Here is a 17,941-nt window from a genome sequence, read left to right as displayed (position 1 = left end):
CTGCGGCCGACCTGATCCACACGACAGGCCCTGGCGACGGCGTCGGCCCCGGGGACGGCAGCGCCGCCCCCGGGGCCGTACGGCGTGCAGCCGCTACGACTGCAGTGCCGGCTCGTCCCGCTTGCCGCGCACCCGCTGGCGGACCAGGGCGAAGACCACCACGCCCAGCGCCACCAGCGTGGACAGGACCACCTGGTCGCGTCCGCCGCCCTCGGCGGTGTCGGTCAGCATGTAGATCAGCACGAAGGCGATCAGGGCGATCGTGGCCCAGGTCAGGTAGGGGTAGAGCCACATGCGCACGACGAGCTTCTCCGGCGACTCCCGCTGGATGATCTTCCGCATCCGCAGCTGCGAGAAGCAGATCACCAGCCAGACGAAGAGCGCGATCGCGCCGGAGGAGTTGAGCAGGAACTGGAAGACGGTGTCCGGCCACAGGTAGTTGAAGGCGACCGCGACGAAGCCGAAGACCACCGAGGCGAGGATGGCCGTGCGCGGCACACCGCGCTCGGTGGTGCGGGCGAAGGAGGCCGGGGCGTCGTTGCGGCCGCCGAGCGAGAAGGCCATGCGGGAGGCCGTGTACAGGCCGGAGTTGAGGCAGGACAGCACCGAGGTCAGCACGATCGCGTTCATGATCTGCGCGGCGTGCGGGATGCCGATGGAGCTGAGCGCGGCGACGTAGGAGCCTTCCTTGAGGATCGCCGGGTCGTCCCAGCGCAGCAGCGACACCACGATCAGGATCGAGCCCAGGTAGAACACCGCGATCCGCCAGATCACGCTGTTGGTGGCCTTGGTGACCGCGCCCTGCGGGTCCTGGGACTCACCGGCCGCGAGGGTGACGATCTCGCTGCCCATGAAGGAGAAGACCACCATCAGCACGCCGGTGAGGATCGCGCCCGGCCCGTGCGGCAGGAATCCGCCGTGCGCGGTGAGGTAGGAGAAGCCGGACGCCGGGTGGTCGGAGCCGGGCAGCAGACCGAAGATCGCGAGGCCGCCGAGCACGATGAACGCGGCGATGGCGACGACCTTGATGCCCGCGAACCAGAACTCGAACTCGCCGTAGGAGCTGACCGAGGCGAGGTTGGAGGCGGTCAGCACCAGCATGACGATCAGGGCCCAGCCCCACTGCGGGACCGCGGGCACCCAGCCGGCCAGGATCTTCGCCCCGGCGGTCGCCTCGACGGCGAGCACCACGACCCAGAAGAACCAGTACAGCCAGCCGATGGTGAAGCCCGCCCAGCGGCCCAGCGCCCGGTCGGCGTAGGCCGAGAAGGAGCCGGACGTCGGGTTGGCCGCGGCCATCTCGCCCAGCATGCGCATCACGAGGACGACGAGGACGCCGACCAGCGCGTACGAGACCAGGATGCCGGGGCCGGCGGCGGCGATGCCGGAGCCGGAGCCGACGAACAGGCCGGCGCCGATGACACCGCCGATGGCGATCATCGACAGGTGGCGGTTCTTGAGCCCCGGCTTCAGGCCGGGCTCGGAGGGCGGACTCTGGGTGAGCGTTGAGGTCATCGCGACATCCATGAGAGGAGTGGGGACGGAGGGGACGGTGACCCGGAAATTAGTTCAGTACGATCCAAAAGAACAAGACTTGTTTAACTGTTCATCGTGCTCTATTTTGCGTGCAACGCGGAGCCGCTACGTCCGTAGGAGCCCCCCATGCACATCTCACGCGGGCCGTGACCCCGCTCAGCAGGCGGTTAAGGTGACGTCGTGGCCAAGGCAGCGGGCAAGTTCGTCTCCGGGGTGCTCGACGTCCGCGTCCTGCCCGGCAGGGGACAGACAGGGTCGGAACTCGTCCGCTCACGCATCGCCCTGCGGGTGCGTCTGAGGTCCGAGGCGCCGGGGGAGAGGCTTCCCGACGTCGGCGTCCTGGCCGAAGAGCTCGGCATCGGCGAGATCACCGTGCGCCGTGCCCTGGAGGGCATGTGCCAGGACGGTCTCCTCGACCGCCGGCGCGGCCGGGCCGGCGGAACCTTCGTCGCCCAGGACTGGGACACGGTCGTGGCCGTGATGCACGACCCCGACGAGGCCGCCTCGCTGGACGCCGTCCACGCGCTCCTGGAGTGCGGGCTCGTCTCCCACGCCGTGGGCGAGGTGCCGCAGGACCGGCTCGACGGACTGCGGGCCCTGGTCGACGAACTGGACCGGGCCGACCTGCCCGACCGGCTGCTCGAACTGGAGACCCGCTTCCACCTCGACCTCGCCGAGGCCCTCGGGGGCGCCGGCATCCGGGAGTTCGCCGCCGACCTGCTCGGCCGCCAGTGCCTGCTGCTGCCCGCACCGACCCCCGAGGTCGTCCGGGCGCGCAACCGCCATCACGCCGACCTGCTCGGCGAACTCGCCCGCGGCGCCATGGCCCCGGCGGTGGCCGCGGTCAAGGGCCACCGCGGCGACACCGGAGCGGCCTGAGACCCGCGCACGACCTCATCTCCCCGCACCCACCCCGCACAAGGAGCCGCCGTCATGCCCGACCGGAGAACCGCCGGCCCGCCCCAGCGGCTGCGCGGCGGCGTCCTCGGCATGGCGGACATCGCCGCCGCCACCATGGCCAACGTCGGCCCCGCCATGAGCTTCTTCTTCGGCTTCGCCTTCCTCGCCACCACCGCGGGCGTCGCCTCCCCGCTGACCATCCTCGCCGCGGGCGTGGCGGTCGCGCTGCTCGGCAACACCCTCGCCCAGTTCTCCCGGGCGCACCCCTCGGCGGGCAGCTTCATCACCTTCGTCGGCAAGACCTTCGGCCCGGTCAGCGCCGTGACCACAGCCCTGCTGGCGGGCCTCGGCTACATCATCGCCATGGCCTCCGTCATCGCCATCTCGGGCGGCTTCGTGCAGATCACCCTGCACCACTACACCGGCCTCGACGTGCCTTGGATCCTGTGGACCCTGCTGCTGACCGGCGCGTCGGTGGTGCTGATGCTGCGCGGCATCGTCGTCTCCACCAAGTGGGCCGGCTACTTCTTCGCCGTCGAGATGCTGGTCCTCGTCGTGGTCTCCGTCGCCGCGCTCGTCGAACACCGCGGCAACCTCTCCGCCGCGCCGTTCCTGCCCGACCACATCCACGACGGCCTCAAGGGCCTGGCGGCCGGCTTCCCGCTCGCCGTCTACCTCTTCGTCGGCTGGGAGAACTCCGCGGCCCTCGCCGAGGAGACGGAGAACCCGCGGCGCAACGTCGGCCGCGCCGTGTTCTCCTCGGTGGGCATCATGACGGCGAGCTACATCCTCTTCTCCTACGCCACCGTCACCGGCTTCGGCTACGACGTCCAGCGGCTCGGCGACTCCGCCATCCCCTTCATCGACGTCGCCCACGACACCCTCGGCGCGCTGGCCTTCCTCGCCTACGTCGGCGGCCTGACCTCCACCCTCGGCGTGCTCATCGCGGGCATCAACTCCCAGGCGCGGCTGGTGTTCAACGCCGGACGCGAGGGACTGCTGCCGTCCTTCTTCGGCTACGTCCACCCCGTGCGCCGTACGCCGAACAACGCGATCGTCACCTTCGCCGTCACCGCCCTGCTGATCATCGGCGGCTGGGGCCTCGGCCACCTGATCGGCGCCGACGGCGGCCCGATGGATCCCGTGGTCTTCTTCACCGAGTCCTCGACCCTGGGCACCATCCTGATCCTGGTGGTCTACCTGGCCTCCAACATCGCCCTGCCCTTCTACTACCGGCGCTACCGGCCGCAGGAGTTCCGCACGGTCCGCCACCTGGTGCTGCCCGCGCTCGGCGCACTGGCGATCCTGGTGCCGCTGTACTACCTGGCCAAGCCCGGCCAGCCCGCGCCGTACAACTGGTTCCCGGTCGCCGCGCTCGCGGCCCTGCTGCTCGCCGTCGGCTACGCGGCTCTCCTGGTCCGCCGCGACCCGGGGCTTGCCGAACGGGTCGGCTCCGTCGTCGCCGACGTGGAGTGAACCCGCGTCGCCGCGTCGTCGCCGACGTGGAGTGAACCCGGCGCCGGGACCGGCGGGGCGCCGAGGGCCGACTTGCCGATCGGCCGGCCGCCCGTACCATGACGGCGGAGCGCGGCGGCGGCGCACATAGAGGGCGCGTGGCCGAAAAGGCGCTGGTGAGGGCTGTGCGCACGGGAGCGGGGGCGGGGGAGCCGACGCCCGAGCGGTTGCGCGGCACGGCGGGGCTTTTCGCGGTGGCCATGACAGCTGCATCCAGCAGCTTCCGAAAGGAACGTGCGTGTCCCCCCTCGTTTCCCGCCGACCGCTCCTGCCGTCCGTCGCCCGCGCGGCGCTGGTCCTCGGCCCCGCAGGCACCGCCGCCGCCACGACCGGCCCCCGAACCGCACCCACCGAAACCGCCGTCGCGCAGCCGTCCGTCCCCGACGCGCCGACCACCGAGCGGGCGGACGTCGGCCGGTGGCTCGACGGGGCGAAGCGGCTCCACGGCGCCAAAGCGCTCCACCCCCTGCTCGGTGTCCTGGCCGCCCTCGACGCCCGACGCCCGACGCCCGACGCGGTGACCGGCTCGGCGCGGAGGAGGCGAACGATTACCGGAAGGCGATCGAAACCTCGTCCTCCTCCCTGATACGCCAGTCGCGGGAACACGCAGCACCGACCGCCGACGGCACGACCCGGGCCGGGAGTACGCGCCGGCGACCCGATCTCGGACGTAGTGGACCAGATCCGGGCGGCCATCTCGGATCTGCTCAAGGGCCTGGGCTCGCTCGACCTGCGCTCGGCGCTCAACTCCGTGACGGTCGCCCTGTCGCCCATCCTCTCCCTGGTCACGGGACTTCTCGGGAGTGGAACCTCCTCCCAGCCGGCGTCCGGGTAACCAGGGTTCCGGACCCGCGGAGGCAAGCCGGGGCGGACCGTGCGCGGCGCGGTCCGCCCCGCGCGTGCGCCGATTTTCGGACCGAAATATTTCGAAGTGAACGACGAATATTGCGAGGGCCATTGACGCCTCGGATCGACTCCCTATCATCCAGATTGTTCGACGGCTTGACCCACGTTCGGTATCGCGAACGCTTCTTGGTCGGAGACTCGGTCAAGAATGTCATGCGCACGGCAATCTGCACGGAATCGGTACCCGCACGAATCGAACCCGTACTCGAGAATCAAGAGGTCCTCATGCGCAGAGGAAGTTTCAGCCGCAAACGTCTGTCCGTGGCGCTCGCGGCCTCGGCCGCCGTCCTGACCTCGCTGGCGGCGACGCTCGTCGCCGGCCCGGCTCAGGCGGCCCCCAGCGCGTGCTCCCTCCCGTCGACGTACCGGTGGTCGTCGACGGGTGCGTTGGCCCAGCCGGCGAACGGCTGGGTCTCGCTGAAGGACTTCACCAACGTCGTCTACAACGGCAAGCACCTGGTCTACGCGTCGAACGTGTCGGGATCGTCGTACGGCTCGATGGCGTTCAGCCCCTTCACCAACTGGTCCGACATGGGGTCGGCCCGCCAGACCGGGATGAGCCAGTCGACGGTCGCGCCCACGCTGTTCTACTTCGCGCCGAAGAACATCTGGGTGCTGGCGTACCAGTGGGGCGCGTGGCCGTTCATCTACCGGACCTCCAGCGACCCCACCAACCCCAACGGCTGGTCCGCGCCGCAGCCGCTGTTCACCGGCGGCATCTCCGGCGCCGCCCCGATCGACCAGACCCTGATCGCCGACGGCCAGAACATGTACCTGTTCTTCGCCGGTGACAACGGCAAGATCTACCGGGCGAGCATGCCGCTCGGGAACTTCCCCGGCAACTTCGGCTCGTCGTACACGACGGTCATGAGCGACACGGTGAAGAACCTGTTCGAGGCGCCGCAGGTCTACAAGGTCCAGGGCCAGAACCAGTACCTCATGATCGTCGAGGCGCGGGGGGCGAACGAGCAGCGCTACTTCCGCTCCTTCACGGCCTCCAGCCTGAACGGTTCGTGGACGCCGCAGGCCGCCACCGAGAGCAACCCCTTCGCGGGCAAGGCCAACAGCGGTGCCGGCTGGACCAACGACATCAGTCACGGCGACCTGGTCCGCAACAACCCCGACCAGACCATGACCGTAGACCCCTGCAACCTGCAGCTCCTCTACCAGGGCAAGTCGCCCTCGGCGAGCGGCCCCTACGACCAGCTGCCCTGGCGGCCGGGCCTGCTCACCCTCCAGCGCTGACCGGGAGCCACCCCCCACCGGAACCCCCGACCGAGCACCGGCCGGGGGTTCCCCTCCTGGGCGAAGTCGGCCCGATGACGTGCCTCGTGCTACCGTCGTGCGTTTGCGCGGTCCTCGCGCTCGGGGTTCCGCGTCCGGTTCCGCCGGTGCGTGGGCTCTTCGATCCTGCCGGGCCTTCCTCGGTACGTTTCCTCTGCGGAAGGCTGTTCATGACCCGCCCCGATGACTCCTTCGCCGGTTTCGAACTCCCGGCGGCGCTGCTGCGCACGCTCACCGAACTCGGACTGCGCGAGCCCTTCCCCATCCAGGCCGCCACCCTGCCCGACGCCCTGAAGGGGCGCGACGTCCTGGGACGCGGGCGCACCGGATCGGGCAAGACGCTCGCCTTCGGCCTGCCCCTGCTGGCCCGTACGGCCGGGCGGCGCGCCGAACCGAAGGAGCCCCTCGCCCTGGTGCTCGTGCCGACCCGGGAGCTGGCCGAACAGGTCACCCAGGCGCTGACCCCGTACGCGGAGGCGCTGCGGCTGCGCATGGCCACGGTCGTCGGCGGCCTGTCGATCGGCCGGCAGGCCGCCGCGCTGCGCGAGGGAGCGGAGGTGGTCGTCGCCACCCCCGGACGCCTGCACGACCTGATCCAGCGCAAGGCCTGCCGCCTGGGACGCGTGCGGATCACCGTGCTGGACGAGGCCGACCAGATGTGCGACCTGGGCTTCCTGCCGCAGGTCTCCGACGCGCTCGACCAGGTGCGCCCCGGTGGTCAGAGGATGCTGTTCTCGGCCACCTTGGACGGCGACGTCGATCAGCTGGTCCGCCGCCACCTGCACGACCCCGTCGTCCACTCGGTCGACCCGTCCGCGAGCACGGTCACGGCGATGAAGCACCACGTTCTGGTCGTCCACGGCCCCGACCGGTACGCCGTCACCACGGAGATCGCCGCCCGCGACGGCCGCGTCCTGCTGTTCCTCGACACCAAGCACGCCGTCGACCAGCTCACCCGGCACCTGCGGGCCAACGGGGTGCACGCCGGGGCTCTGCACAGCGGCAAGTCCCAGCCGCAGCGCACCCGGACGCTGGCGCAGTTCAAGAACGGTCACGTCGGCGTTCTGGTGGCGACCGACGTCGCGGCCCGCGGCCTGCACGTCGACGACCTCGACCTCGTGGTCAACGTCGACCCGCCGACCGACCCCAAGGACTATGTGCACCGGGCCGGCCGCACCGCCCGGGCCGGCGAGTCCGGCAGCGTGGTCACGCTCGTGCTGTCGGCCCAGCGCCGCGAGACGAGCCGCATGCTGGCCGAGGCCGGCGTCGAGGCGACCGTCACCAAGGTGCGCTCGGGCGAGGCGGAGCTGAGCCGGATCACCGGCGCCAAGGCCCCCTCCGGGATCCCGCTCGACGGCGAACCCGCCGTCTCCCGGCCCAAGAACACCAACGCCCCCTTCCGCGGCCTCGGCACCAGCAAGAACGCCTCCCGCGGCGCCGGCGGCACGTCCCGCAAGGCCGCCGAGGCCCGCAAACTGGCCGAGGCCCGCAAGGCCGCCCACGTGCGCCGCAACGGCTGACAGGCGTCTCCGCAACGGCTGACAGGCCTCTGCGCGGAGGCGAACGTCCGACCGGCGCGACGGACCACCCCCTGCGCGGTCCGCCCGGTGCGTGCGCCGTGACAAGCTGTGATCGCACATCCCCGAACCCAGGAGGTCAGCATGACCGCAGAGCCCGTGCCCACGGAAGGTTCGGAGCCGGCCGCCGCCGAGCCGTCCCCTCTGACGCCGGACGGCGACGGCAACTACGACCTCAAGCGCAAGTTCCGCGAAGCCCTCGCCCGTAAGCGCGGCGCCCAGGCGGACGCGGCCGACGCCGCCGCCAACCCCGACGCGTCGAAGGTGCGCGCGGCGCACGGCCCCGCCGCGAGCCAGCGATCGTTCCGGCGCAAGAGCGGCGGCTGACCCGAACGGGCCCCACGGCCCGAGCCCCTCACCGGTACCGGGCACGCCACGTGCCGGTGGCCCGCGACGCGCACACCGCAGCGCGTCGCGGGCGGGGCGTGGCCGGCGACCCACCCGCACCGGGTGCCGCTGAGTCCCCGTGCGCCGTTGCCGGTGTCAGTCCTCGAACACCTGGCGACCACTGACCTCCCAAGCGAGACGTCGCAGCCTCCCGACGGCCTTTGACCTGCACGAGCAGGCAGAGAGCAGACGCACCGGGAGCACTCTCATGTTCCGCTCCGTGTTCAGACCCGAGATCTGACGCTCGGACATTTCCTCGGGCCGAAGGCGTGAGGCCGAACCAGGTCGAAGGCGTGAGGCCGTACCACGCCCCCTCCCCTCGAAGACCCTCCGATGGCCCAAGTCCGGTGGTGGTCCGCGGCAGGGGAAGCACATGGTCGACAGGGCGGCCTCTTCCCGAGAACGGAGCGATCCCTTGCAGCGCACCGAACAGATCTCAGCCCGGGCCATGGAGTCGATCTCCACCCCCGAGCGGGTCGAGAGCCACCTGGGCACGCTGGAATTCCCGCTGGGCGTGCCCACCGAAGAGACGGCGAACCGGGTCTACGACCATGTGGACCACGTGCGCGCGGTGAGCGCCTTCCTCGACGCGTATTCCGGCGTCAGTCTGTGGGCGGCCCGCCGGGGATTCCTGGAGGCCGGAATCCAGGACCACGACATTCTGCTGTTCTCCGAGTTCATGGATCCCAAGACGCTCGTGCTCACCGGGAACGCGGACACCGTCTATTTCCTGACCTTCCTCGATCTGACCGAGGGTCCGCTGGTGGTGGAGGTGCCGCCGCTGGCCCTCTGCTTCCTCGACGACATGTGGTTCCGCTGGGTCGCGGACCCCGGCATGGCCGGTCCGGACCGCGGAGCGGGCGGCAAGTACCTCTTCGTGCCGCCCGGTCATGAGGGCCCTGTTCCCGAGGGCGGGTTCTTCACGTTCCGGACCCGTACCACTCGGCTCATCCTGGGCGGGCGGGCCTTCCTGGAGGGCGACGACCCCAAGCCGGCGGTCGAGCGGGTCAAGGAGGGACTGCGTATCTACCGCTACGTCCCCGGGTTCTACGGCACCAGCATCGGGGAGATCGTCACCGGCGGGACGGCCCCGCCGCTGCCGTGGACCGCCCAGACCTGGACCGCCGCCCTGCACAGGCCCGACCCGCCGCGCTTCGTCGAGGGCTCCGGGCTTGCCATGAACACGGTTCCGCCCGCGGACACGACGTACTTCGACTTCGCGAGCGAGCTCGTGCACGACCAGCCGGCCGAGGCGCTCGACCCCGAGATCGCCGGTGCGCTGGCCGCGGTCGGCATCGTCAAGGGCAGGCCCTTCGAGCCGGACGCGCGGATGCGGGAGATCCTCACCGAGGCGGCCGCCGTCGGCAACGCCACGGCCCGCACCCTCGCCTGCCGTCCGCGTCCGGCCGAGGGGGCGTACTACTACGGCGCCGCCTCCCGGTGGCTCAACGGCCTGCTCGTGTCCGGCCACGAGTTCCTGGCCCCGCCCGCGGACATCACCGACAGGGGCGTCGAGCTCCGCCCGAACGACGGCGCCCGGAAGCTCGACCTGCGGTCCTGGTGGTGGTACCTGGGCGTGGGCATCAGTCCGGCGTTCACGGCGCCGCTGCCCGGCGTCGGCTCGCAGTACGTGTTCTCCCTGGCGGATCAGGAGGGCCGGACCCTCGACGGCGGCAGGCACTACCGACTGGTGCTTCCGCCGGACATCCCCGCCGCGAAGTTCTGGTCGGTCACCGTCTACGACAACCAGACGCGGTCGATGCTCGACACCCCACAACGGTTCCCACGCGCCGGCAGCCAGGCGTATCCCACCCCGGCAGCGGTCCCCGAGGCGGACGGCACGACCACGGTGCACTTCGGTCCCGAGCGGCCCGACGGCGTCCCGGAGGGCAACTGGATCCAGACCACGCCGAGCCGTGGATGGTTCGTGGTCCTGCGGCTCTACAGCCCGCTGCGGCCGTTCTTCGACAAGAGCTGGCGCCCGGGCGAGATCGAGGCGGTGGACTGACCTCGCCCGGCAGCGCTTCGCAAGGACGACGGTACGGACGGTGAGGTGCATGGGCACGACCCCGCTGGGGAGTTGGAACGACGGTGCGGCGAAGCGGGCGATCGTCGACTTCGTGACGGCAGCGGCGGAGGAGGGCTCGCCGGGCTTCGTCGCACCGATGGACCGGGTCGCCGTGTTCGACAACGACGGAACCCTGTGGGTCGAGAAGCCCGCGCCGGTGCAGATGGCCTTCGTCCTCGGGAAACTGGCCGCGCGACTGGAGTCGGACCCGTCGCTGGCCCGCGAGCGGCCCTACCGGGCGATCGCCGACCGGGACGAGCCGTATTTCCGCGCGCTGAACGAACAGGACCCCGACGCGGTGGCGTCGATGGCGGAGGCCATCGGATCGGCCTGGGAAGGCACCACGCTCGCCCAGTACGAGGCCGAGGCCGCCCGGTACCTGGACTCCTGGCGTCACGAGCGCTTCGGCGTGCCGTACTCCGGTCTCGTCTACCGGCCGATGCTGGAGCTGTTCGACTACCTCAGGGCGCACGGCTGGCGGCTGTTCGTCTGCTCGGGCGGCGGGCGCGACTTCATGCGGGTGATCTGCGAGGACACCTGGGGCCTGCCCAGGGAGAACGTCATCGGCTCCGCCCCGGAGTTCGCCTACCGGGACGGCACGCTGGTCCGCCGGGCGACCCCGCACGGCCCGGTCGCGCTCGGGCCCGGCAAACCCGAGGACGTCCTCGCCCGCACCGGCCGGCTGCCGGCCTTCGCGGCCGGCAACGACGACGTGGACGTCGAACTGCTCGGCTCCGCGCGGTTCGCCCTGCTCGTCGTCCACGACGACGACGTCCGCGAGTACGCCTACACCGACTGCGCGCAGCGGGCCCGCGCGACGGCCGAGAGGTCCGGCTGGATGACGGTCAGCGTGAAGAACGACTGGAACGTGGTTCTGCAGCAATGACTCACTCAGGAGGAAACCAGTGCCGCACGTCAGTGACGCCCCCAGCCCGGGCACCTCACCCGAGGTCCTCGCGTCGATCGTCTGCCCGGACCGGCTGGAGACCGTCTTCGGATCGTTCGACTTCTTCGACGGCATGCCCCTGCCCGACGCGGTCACCCGCAGCTACGACACGCTTGATCTGCTGCGCGGGATCGAGGCGTTCCTCAACTGCGTGCCCGGCGCCTCCATGGTGGCGATGCGACGCGGACTGCGCAGCCTCGGCATCGACTCCCGCACCATCGGCTACACGGCCCCGCGCTGCACCTCGGCACCGGTGCTGCTCACGGGCAACACCGAAACCACCTACGGGATGACCTTCCTGGCGCTCGACGAGGACGGTCCCACCGTGATCGAGGCGCCGGCGAACTCCCTGTGCATCATCAACGACCTGTGGCAGCGCTATGTCACCGACATGGGCATCGCCGGGCCCGACAAGGGCGCGGGAGGCAAGTACCTCTTCCTGCCCCCTGGGCACGAAGGCGACGTCCCCGACGGCTACTTCGTCGTGCGGCCGGCGACGTACGGATCGTGGGTGCTGCTGCGCGCGCTGGAGGGCACGGAGAGCCTGCTCACCGCACGGATCTACCCGCTCTCGGCCGCGGCGGACCGGCCCGAGCAGCGCTTCGTCAACTGGGCGGACTCGGACTTCAACACGATCCACGCCAACGACTTCTCCTTCTTCGAGGAGATCGACACCATCGTCCAGGCCGAGCCGGCCGAGTCGCTCGACCCCGAGCGCGCCGGTCAGCTCGCCGCGCTCGGCATCGTGCGCGGCAGGCCCTTCCGACCGGACGACCGTATGCGGTCGATCCTCGACAACGCCGCCAGGATCGCGTCGGGCATCGTACGGACGCTGGCCTTCAAGCCACGCGACCCGGACTTCTACTTCTACCCCGACGGTTCGTGGAAGACCCCGTTCCCCACGCGCAGTTACGAGTTCCTCTCGGCGGAGGGCGCCCGGCTGCTGGACTCCCGGGCGGTGTTCTACTACTTCGCGGCCGCCTCCTCGCCCGCGATGGTGACGGCGCCCGTCGGCACCGGATCGCAGTACGCCTACACGGCGGAGGACTCCACGGGCGCATGGCTCGACGGCGGGCGGCACTACACGCTCACCCTGCCGAGCGGCATCCCGGTGAAGAACTTCTGGGCCGTCAACGTCTACGACCCCCAGACCCGGTCGCTGCTGCGCACGGACCACCCCTACCCGAGCGTCAACAGCCAGTCGGAAGGCGTCCTGTCCGAGAGCAACGGCGACACGGTCATCCACTTCGGCCCCACCGCGCCGGAGGGCCGGGAGGCGAACTGGATCCAGACCGTCCCCGGCAAGGGGCTCTTCGTGATGCTGCGGCTCTACGGCCCGCTCGAGAGCTGGTTCGACAAGAGCTGGCGGCCGGGCGAGATCGAGCCGGCGTGAGGTAGGCGGCCGTGGGCGAGGCGATCGGTCAGATTCTGTCCTACGGCGTGGCCGTGGCGCTGAGCGCGTTCCCGATCATCGGTGTGGTGCTGATGCTCGCCACGCCCAGGGCGCGCTCCAACGGGCCGGCGCTCCTGCTGGGCTGGGTGCTGGGCCTGGCCCTGGTCGGCACGATCGTACTGCTGGTCTCCGGCGGCGCCGGCCCGAGCGATCAGGGGCAGCCGGCCGACTGGGTCAGCGCTCTCGACCTGGCGCTCGGCGTGCTGCTGCTGTGGTTGGCGGTGAAGGAGTGGCGCGGCCGCCCGCGCGGCGACGAGGAGGTGCCGTTGCCGAAGTGGATGAAGACGGTCGACTCGTTCACTCCCGTCAAGGCGCTGGCACTGGGGGTGGCCCTGTCCGCCCTCAACCCGAAGAACCTGCTGCTCTCGATCGCCGCGGCGTCCGCGATCGCGCGCACGGACACCTCCGGCGCAGCACAGGCCGTGGCACTCGCGGTCTACGTGGTGCTCGGGGCGCTCGGGCCCGGGACACCGGTCGTGCTCTACTTCGCCCTCAAGGAGCGCTCGAAGCCCATCCTCGACGGACTCAAGCTCTGGATGGAGCGCAACAACACCGCGATCATGGCCGTGATCTGCCTGCTCTTCGCTGCGAAGCTGGTGGGCAACGCCATCAGTGGTCTCTCCTCGTGAGGGCGGACATGCACGGTCTGTTCCCGTCGATGCGGGGTTACCGGCGGCAGTGGCTGGGGCGGGACGCGCTGGCCGGGATGACCGTGTGGGCGGTTCTCGTGCCCGAGGCGCTCGCCTACGCGACGATCGCCGGCGTCTCGCCGGTCGTCGGCCTCTACGCCGCGCCGGCGGCCCTGCTCCTCTACGCCGCCTTCGGCAGCTCCAGACACCTGGTCGTCGGGCCCATGGCGGCGACGGCGGCACTCTCGGCGGCGATCGTCGGCGACGCCGCGGGCGGTTCCGGCGCGCACTTCGCCGCGCTGACGGCGGCACTGGCCTTCACGGTGGGCATCGCGGCGCTCCTCGCCGGACTGCTGCGCCTCGGCTTCCTCGCGAGTTTCATCTCCGAGCCGGTGCTGAAGGGCTTCATCGTCGGCCTGGCACTGACGATCATCGCGGGCCAGCTGCCGAAGCTCTTCGGGGTCGAGGGCGGGTCGGGGAACTTCTTCGAGAAGATCTGGGCCCTGATCGAAGACCTCGGCGGCACCAGCGGCTTCACCGTCCTGGTCGGCGTGGGCAGCCTCGTCCTGATCCTCGTGCTCAAACGGGTCGCCCCCCGGGTCCCCGGCTCGCTGATCGCGGTGGCACTGGGGATCGCCGCGGCCGCGGCCTTCGATCTGCAGGACCATGGTGTCGACGTCGTCGGCACCATCGAGACCGGTCTGCCCTCGTTCGGTTTCCCCGATGTCTCGGTCGACGACCTCGGCGGCCTCGCCGCCGGAAGCGTCGGCGTGACGCTCGTCGCCTTCGCCGAGGGACTCGGTGCGGCGAAGAACTACGCCGCCCGCGACCACTACGACGTCGACGCCGACCGCGAGCTGATCGGGCTCGGCGCCGCCGGCCTGGGTGCCGGCCTGTCCAGTGGCATGGTCGTCAACGGCAGCCTGTCGAAGACCGCCGTCAACTGGTCGGCGGGCGCACGCACCCAGCTCTCCGGAATCCTCGTGGCCGCCCTGACGGTGATCACGCTCCTCTTCCTCACCGGCCTCTTCGAACAGCTACCCGAGGCGGTGCTCGCCGGGGTGGTGATCGCGGCCGTGGTGGAGCTGGTCGACATCCACTCGCTGGTCTCCCTGTACCGCGTCTTCACCCGCCGGCTCGGACAGGCCTACGGCGTCGCCGCGCGGCCGGACTTCACGGCCGCGGTCGCGGCGATGCTCGGGGTGATGGTGTTCGACACGCTGCCCGGCCTCTTCATCGGCATCGGCGTCTCCTTGCTCCTGCTCCTGTACCGCTCCTCGCGCCCGGTCATCAGCGAGATGGGGCAGATGCCCGGGAACGGTCACTTCGAGGCACTCGACCGGCACAGCGAGAGCCGCAGGATTCCCGGAGTGATCGTGCTGCGCGTCGAGGCCGGCATCTACTTCGCCAACGCCGAGCGGATCCGGTCCGAGGCCCGGGGGGCCGCCGCCCGGGAAGGGGTGACGGCGGTCGTGATCGACGCCGAAACGGTTCCCTTCGTGGACGTCAGCGCCGTGCGCATGCTCGACAGCCTGGCCGAGGAACTCGAGGACCTCGGAGTCCGGCTCCTGCTCGCCCGCGACGTGGGCCAGGTGAGGGACGTGTTGCGCACGGCCGAGGCCAGGACGGAGCTCAGGCGTGTGTATCCCACGGTGCGGGCGGCGGTCGAAGCGGCCAGAACCGGCACCTGACCCGCCCCTTCGCCACGGCGCCTGCCGGCCCAGCACGATCTTCTGGCACGCCTTCGATCGAAAGGCATGCCGTTGTACAGTGAGCGACGCCCCTGACCTGCAGATAGCCGGCGGGGAGCCGTCTTCTAGGAGTCCAAGTGCTGCGTACTCTGTTCAAGTCCAAGATCCACCGAGCCACCGTCACCCAGGCCGACCTGCACTACGTGGGATCGGTGACCATCGACGCCGATCTGCTCGACGCCGCCGATCTGCTGCCCGGCGAACTCGTGCACATCGTGGACATCACCAACGGCTCGCGTCTGGAGACCTACGTCATCGAGGGCGAGCGCGGTTCGGGTGTGATCGGCATCAACGGTGCCGCCGCCCACCTCGTCCAGCCCGGCGATCTGGTGATCATCATCAGTTACGCTCAGGTGACCGACGCCGAGGCCCGGGCACTGCGGCCGCGGGTCGTGCACGTGGACCGCGACAACCGCATCGTGGCCCTGGGGGCCGACCCCTCCGAGCCGGTACCGGGTTCGGACCAGCAGCGCAGCCCGCAGGCCGTGACGGCCTGACCCCGGACTGCCGCCCTTCGACCAGGAGCGTGCCCCATGAGTGACATCGAGATCCGCGACGACCGCGCGGCGGGCCGGCTGGAGGCCCTCGGTGACGGCGCGGACGGCGAAGTCGTCGGCCACATCGAGTACTTCGTCCTCGAATCGCCCCGGCGCGCCCTGGTCCCGGTCCACACCATCGTGGAGCCGGCGCACGAGGGGAAGGGCATCGCGGGGGCCCTGGCACGGGAGTTGTACGCCATCGCCGAGCGCGAGGGCGTCGTCGTCGCCCCGCTGTGCCCGTACGTCGTGAAGTGGGCCGAGCGCCACCCGGACGTGGCCGGGACGGCCGATCCCGAGCTGCTGCGCGCGGCGAAGCAGTGGCTGGCGGCGCACCCCGGACGGTTCTGAGCCGACGTCACACGGCGCCGCCCCGGCCGCCCATGCCGTGCACGACGGCAGGCCGGGGCGGCGCCGTGTTCTCCCGCACCCGATGTCGTCCGGCACCGGCGCTCGCCGGGCGGGGCCGACCGGACCCAGGTCGTCCTTCGGGCGGGTGAGTGGGGAAACGGCGCCCGGGTACGCGGGGGAGTAGTCCAGAGCCGACGTCGACCGACTGGCCGGAGGACCTGATGACCGACCCGTACCCCGACCCCGTACCGCCGGGACCCGACCCGGGCCCGGACCCCGTACCGCCCGCGCCCGAGCCCGGCCCGGGCCCCCAGCCGCCGGACCCGTACCCGTCTCCGGTCCCGAACCCCCAGCCGCCCCCCGGGCCGCAGCCCACCCCGCCGCCGCAGCCCCCGTCACCGCCGACGCCGACTCCGCCCCCGGACCCGTCCCCGATCCCGCCGGGGCCGGAACCGGTGCCGAACCCGGAACCGGGGCCGCCGCTGAGCTGACGGGCCCGCCGTGCTGTCCGCGGCGCGCACGAAAGAAGCGACGGACGGCCGCTCGGCCGTCCGTCGCCCCGTTCAGCCCGTCGGGAAGCGGGTCGCCTACGCGGTCACCTCCGATCGGTCGCCGCCCCACAGGGTGTGGAACGACCCGTCCCGGTCCGTGCGCCGGTAGGTGTGGGCGCCGAAGAAGTCCCGCTGCCCCTGCGTCAGCGCCGCCGGCAGCCGCTCCGCGCGCAGGGCGTCGTAGTAGGCGAGGGCCGCGGCGAAGCCGGGGGTCGGCACGCCCTGGCGGGTCGCGGCGACCAGGACCTCGCGCCAGTCGTCCTGGGCGGCCGCGATCTCCTGGGCGAAGGTCTCGTCCGACAGCAGGCTCGGCAGGTCGGGGCGGGCGTCGTACGCGGAGCGGATCCGGTCCAGGAACGCCGCGCGGATGATGCAGCCGCCCCGCCAGATCGCCGAGACCGCGCCGAGGTCGATGTCCCAGTCGTACTCCTCGCGGGCCGCCGCGATCTCGTGGAAGCCCTGCGTGTACGAGACGATCTTGGACGCGTACAGGGCCTGCTCCACCCGGTCCGCGAAGGCCCCCGCCTCGGACTCCGACAGCGGCGAGGCCTTCGGGCCCGCCAGGCCGCGGGACGCCTCGCGCAGCGCCGCGTGGCCCGACAGGGACCGGGCGAAGACCGCCTCCGCGATGCCCGAGACCGGCACCCCGAGGTCCAGGGCGATCTGGACCGTCCAGCGGCCCGTGCCCTTCTGCTCGGCCTGGTCCACCACCACGTCCACGAACGGTTCGCCCGTCGCCGCGTCCACGTGGGAGAGCACCTCGGCGGTGATCTCGATCAGGTAGGAGTCCAGCCGGCCGGTGTTCCAGGTGCGGAAGATCTCGGCGATCTGCGCGGGGGAGTAGCCGGCGACGTCCCGCAGCAGCTGGTAGGCCTCGCCGATCAGCTGCATGTCGGCGTACTCGATGCCGTTGTGGACCATCTTCACGAAGTGCCCGGCGCCGTCGGGGCCGACGTGCGTCACACAGGGCGCGCCGTCCTTCGCCTTCGCCGAGATCTTCTCCAGCATCGGACCGAGCGAGTCGTACGACTCCTTCGGGCCGCCCGGCATGATGCTCGGCCCGTTCAGCGCGCCCTCCTCACCGCCGGAGACACCCATGCCGACGAAGTGGATGCCCTGCTCGCGCAGCGCGGCCTCGCGGCGGCGGGTGTCCGCGAAGTGCGCGTTGCCCCCGTCGATGATCATGTCGCCGGGCTCCAGGAGCGGCGCGAACTCGTCGATCACCGCGTCCGTCGGGCCGCCCGCCTTGACCATGATGACCAGCCGCCGTGGCCGCTCCAGCGCCGCCACGAACTCCTTTGCGGTCTCCGTCGCGATGAAGTCGCCCTCGTCCCCGAACTCCTCCACGAGTGCGTTCGTACGCGCCGACGTGCGGTTGTGCAGGGCGACCGTGTAGCCGTTGCGCGCGAAGTTCCGGGCGAGATTGCGGCCCATGACCGCGAGTCCGGTGACGCCGATCTGGGCTGTCTTGCTCATTCGGTTGGCTCCTTGAGGATCCGGTGTCGGTGGTGCCGCTCGTGCCCGCCAGTATCGCCCCACCGACCATCCTGA

At 71.2% G+C, this 17,941-nt stretch carries 15 protein-coding genes and 1 pseudogene; 14 read left to right on the top strand and 2 right to left on the bottom strand.

The window, feature by feature from the left end; translation table 11 throughout:
* Nucleotides 1-93 precede the first annotated feature (93 nt).
* On the bottom strand, nucleotides 94-1,515 hold the full coding sequence (locus tag LN251_RS42100) for an amino acid permease (protein ID WP_458249397.1): 1,422 nt from the start codon (nucleotides 1,513-1,515) through the stop codon (nucleotides 94-96).
* A gap of 201 nt (nucleotides 1,516-1,716) precedes the next feature.
* On the opposite strand from LN251_RS42100, the gene LN251_RS42095 reads away from it, so the two are divergent.
* From LN251_RS42095 to LN251_RS42030, 14 genes and pseudogenes are all read left to right on the top strand, one after another.
* Nucleotides 1,717-2,415 carry a FadR/GntR family transcriptional regulator gene (locus LN251_RS42095; RefSeq protein WP_458249396.1) on the top strand — a complete coding sequence of 233 codons (699 nt, stop codon included), beginning with the start codon at nucleotides 1,717-1,719 and terminating at the stop codon, nucleotides 2,413-2,415.
* A gap of 54 nt (nucleotides 2,416-2,469) precedes the next feature.
* On the top strand, nucleotides 2,470-3,912 hold the full coding sequence (locus LN251_RS42090) for an APC family permease (protein ID WP_249834963.1): 1,443 nt from the start codon (nucleotides 2,470-2,472) through the stop codon (nucleotides 3,910-3,912).
* Nucleotides 3,913-4,189: 277 nt separating this feature from the next.
* The gene (locus tag LN251_RS42085; RefSeq protein ID WP_458249395.1) at nucleotides 4,190-4,537 is read left to right on the top strand and encodes a hypothetical protein; all 348 of its coding nucleotides are present in this window, start codon (nucleotides 4,190-4,192) and stop codon (nucleotides 4,535-4,537) included.
* A gap of 87 nt (nucleotides 4,538-4,624) precedes the next feature.
* The gene (locus tag LN251_RS42080; protein WP_458249394.1) at nucleotides 4,625-4,786 is read left to right on the top strand and encodes a hypothetical protein; all 162 of its coding nucleotides are present in this window, start codon (nucleotides 4,625-4,627) and stop codon (nucleotides 4,784-4,786) included.
* 416 nt (nucleotides 4,787-5,202) lie between these two features.
* A pseudogene (locus tag LN251_RS42075) lies at nucleotides 5,203-6,102 on the top strand (non-reducing end alpha-L-arabinofuranosidase family hydrolase); the annotation flags it as partial.
* Between the two features lie 209 nt (nucleotides 6,103-6,311).
* A complete protein-coding gene (locus LN251_RS42070; protein ID WP_458249393.1) occupies nucleotides 6,312-7,661 on the top strand; it encodes a DEAD/DEAH box helicase in 1,350 nt (449 codons plus the stop codon).
* A gap of 141 nt (nucleotides 7,662-7,802) precedes the next feature.
* Nucleotides 7,803-8,045 carry a DUF5302 domain-containing protein gene (locus LN251_RS42065; RefSeq protein WP_362986115.1) on the top strand — a complete coding sequence of 81 codons (243 nt, stop codon included), beginning with the start codon at nucleotides 7,803-7,805 and terminating at the stop codon, nucleotides 8,043-8,045.
* 475 nt (nucleotides 8,046-8,520) lie between these two features.
* Complete coding sequence (locus tag LN251_RS42060) at nucleotides 8,521-10,113, top strand: DUF1254 domain-containing protein (protein WP_458249392.1); 1,593 nt, start codon at nucleotides 8,521-8,523, stop codon at nucleotides 10,111-10,113.
* A gap of 49 nt (nucleotides 10,114-10,162) precedes the next feature.
* Nucleotides 10,163-11,059, top strand: a complete 897-nt coding sequence (locus tag LN251_RS42055; protein WP_458249391.1) for an HAD family hydrolase — start codon at nucleotides 10,163-10,165, stop codon at nucleotides 11,057-11,059.
* A gap of 19 nt (nucleotides 11,060-11,078) precedes the next feature.
* The gene (locus LN251_RS42050) at nucleotides 11,079-12,512 is read left to right on the top strand and encodes a DUF1254 domain-containing protein (protein WP_458249390.1); all 1,434 of its coding nucleotides are present in this window, start codon (nucleotides 11,079-11,081) and stop codon (nucleotides 12,510-12,512) included.
* Nucleotides 12,513-12,523: 11 nt separating this feature from the next.
* Nucleotides 12,524-13,201 (top strand): GAP family protein, encoded by a 678-nt coding sequence (locus LN251_RS42045; protein ID WP_458249389.1) that lies wholly within the window; start codon nucleotides 12,524-12,526, stop codon nucleotides 13,199-13,201.
* Between the two features lie 8 nt (nucleotides 13,202-13,209).
* Complete coding sequence (locus tag LN251_RS42040; protein WP_458249388.1) at nucleotides 13,210-14,892, top strand: SulP family inorganic anion transporter; 1,683 nt, start codon at nucleotides 13,210-13,212, stop codon at nucleotides 14,890-14,892.
* A gap of 137 nt (nucleotides 14,893-15,029) precedes the next feature.
* On the top strand, nucleotides 15,030-15,449 hold the full coding sequence (gene panD, locus LN251_RS42035; RefSeq protein WP_383678171.1) for an aspartate 1-decarboxylase: 420 nt from the start codon (nucleotides 15,030-15,032) through the stop codon (nucleotides 15,447-15,449).
* Between the two features lie 36 nt (nucleotides 15,450-15,485).
* A complete protein-coding gene (locus LN251_RS42030) occupies nucleotides 15,486-15,839 on the top strand; it encodes a GNAT family N-acetyltransferase (protein WP_458249387.1) in 354 nt (117 codons plus the stop codon).
* 587 nt (nucleotides 15,840-16,426) lie between these two features.
* On the opposite strand, the gene gndA is transcribed toward LN251_RS42030, so the two are convergent.
* On the bottom strand, nucleotides 16,427-17,866 hold the full coding sequence (gene gndA / locus LN251_RS42025) for an NADP-dependent phosphogluconate dehydrogenase (protein WP_458249386.1): 1,440 nt from the start codon (nucleotides 17,864-17,866) through the stop codon (nucleotides 16,427-16,429).
* Nucleotides 17,867-17,941 lie beyond the last annotated feature (75 nt).

Source organism: Streptomyces sp. MAI_2237 (assembly GCF_054189285.1).
This window is presented reverse-complemented; position numbering and strand designations above follow the sequence as displayed.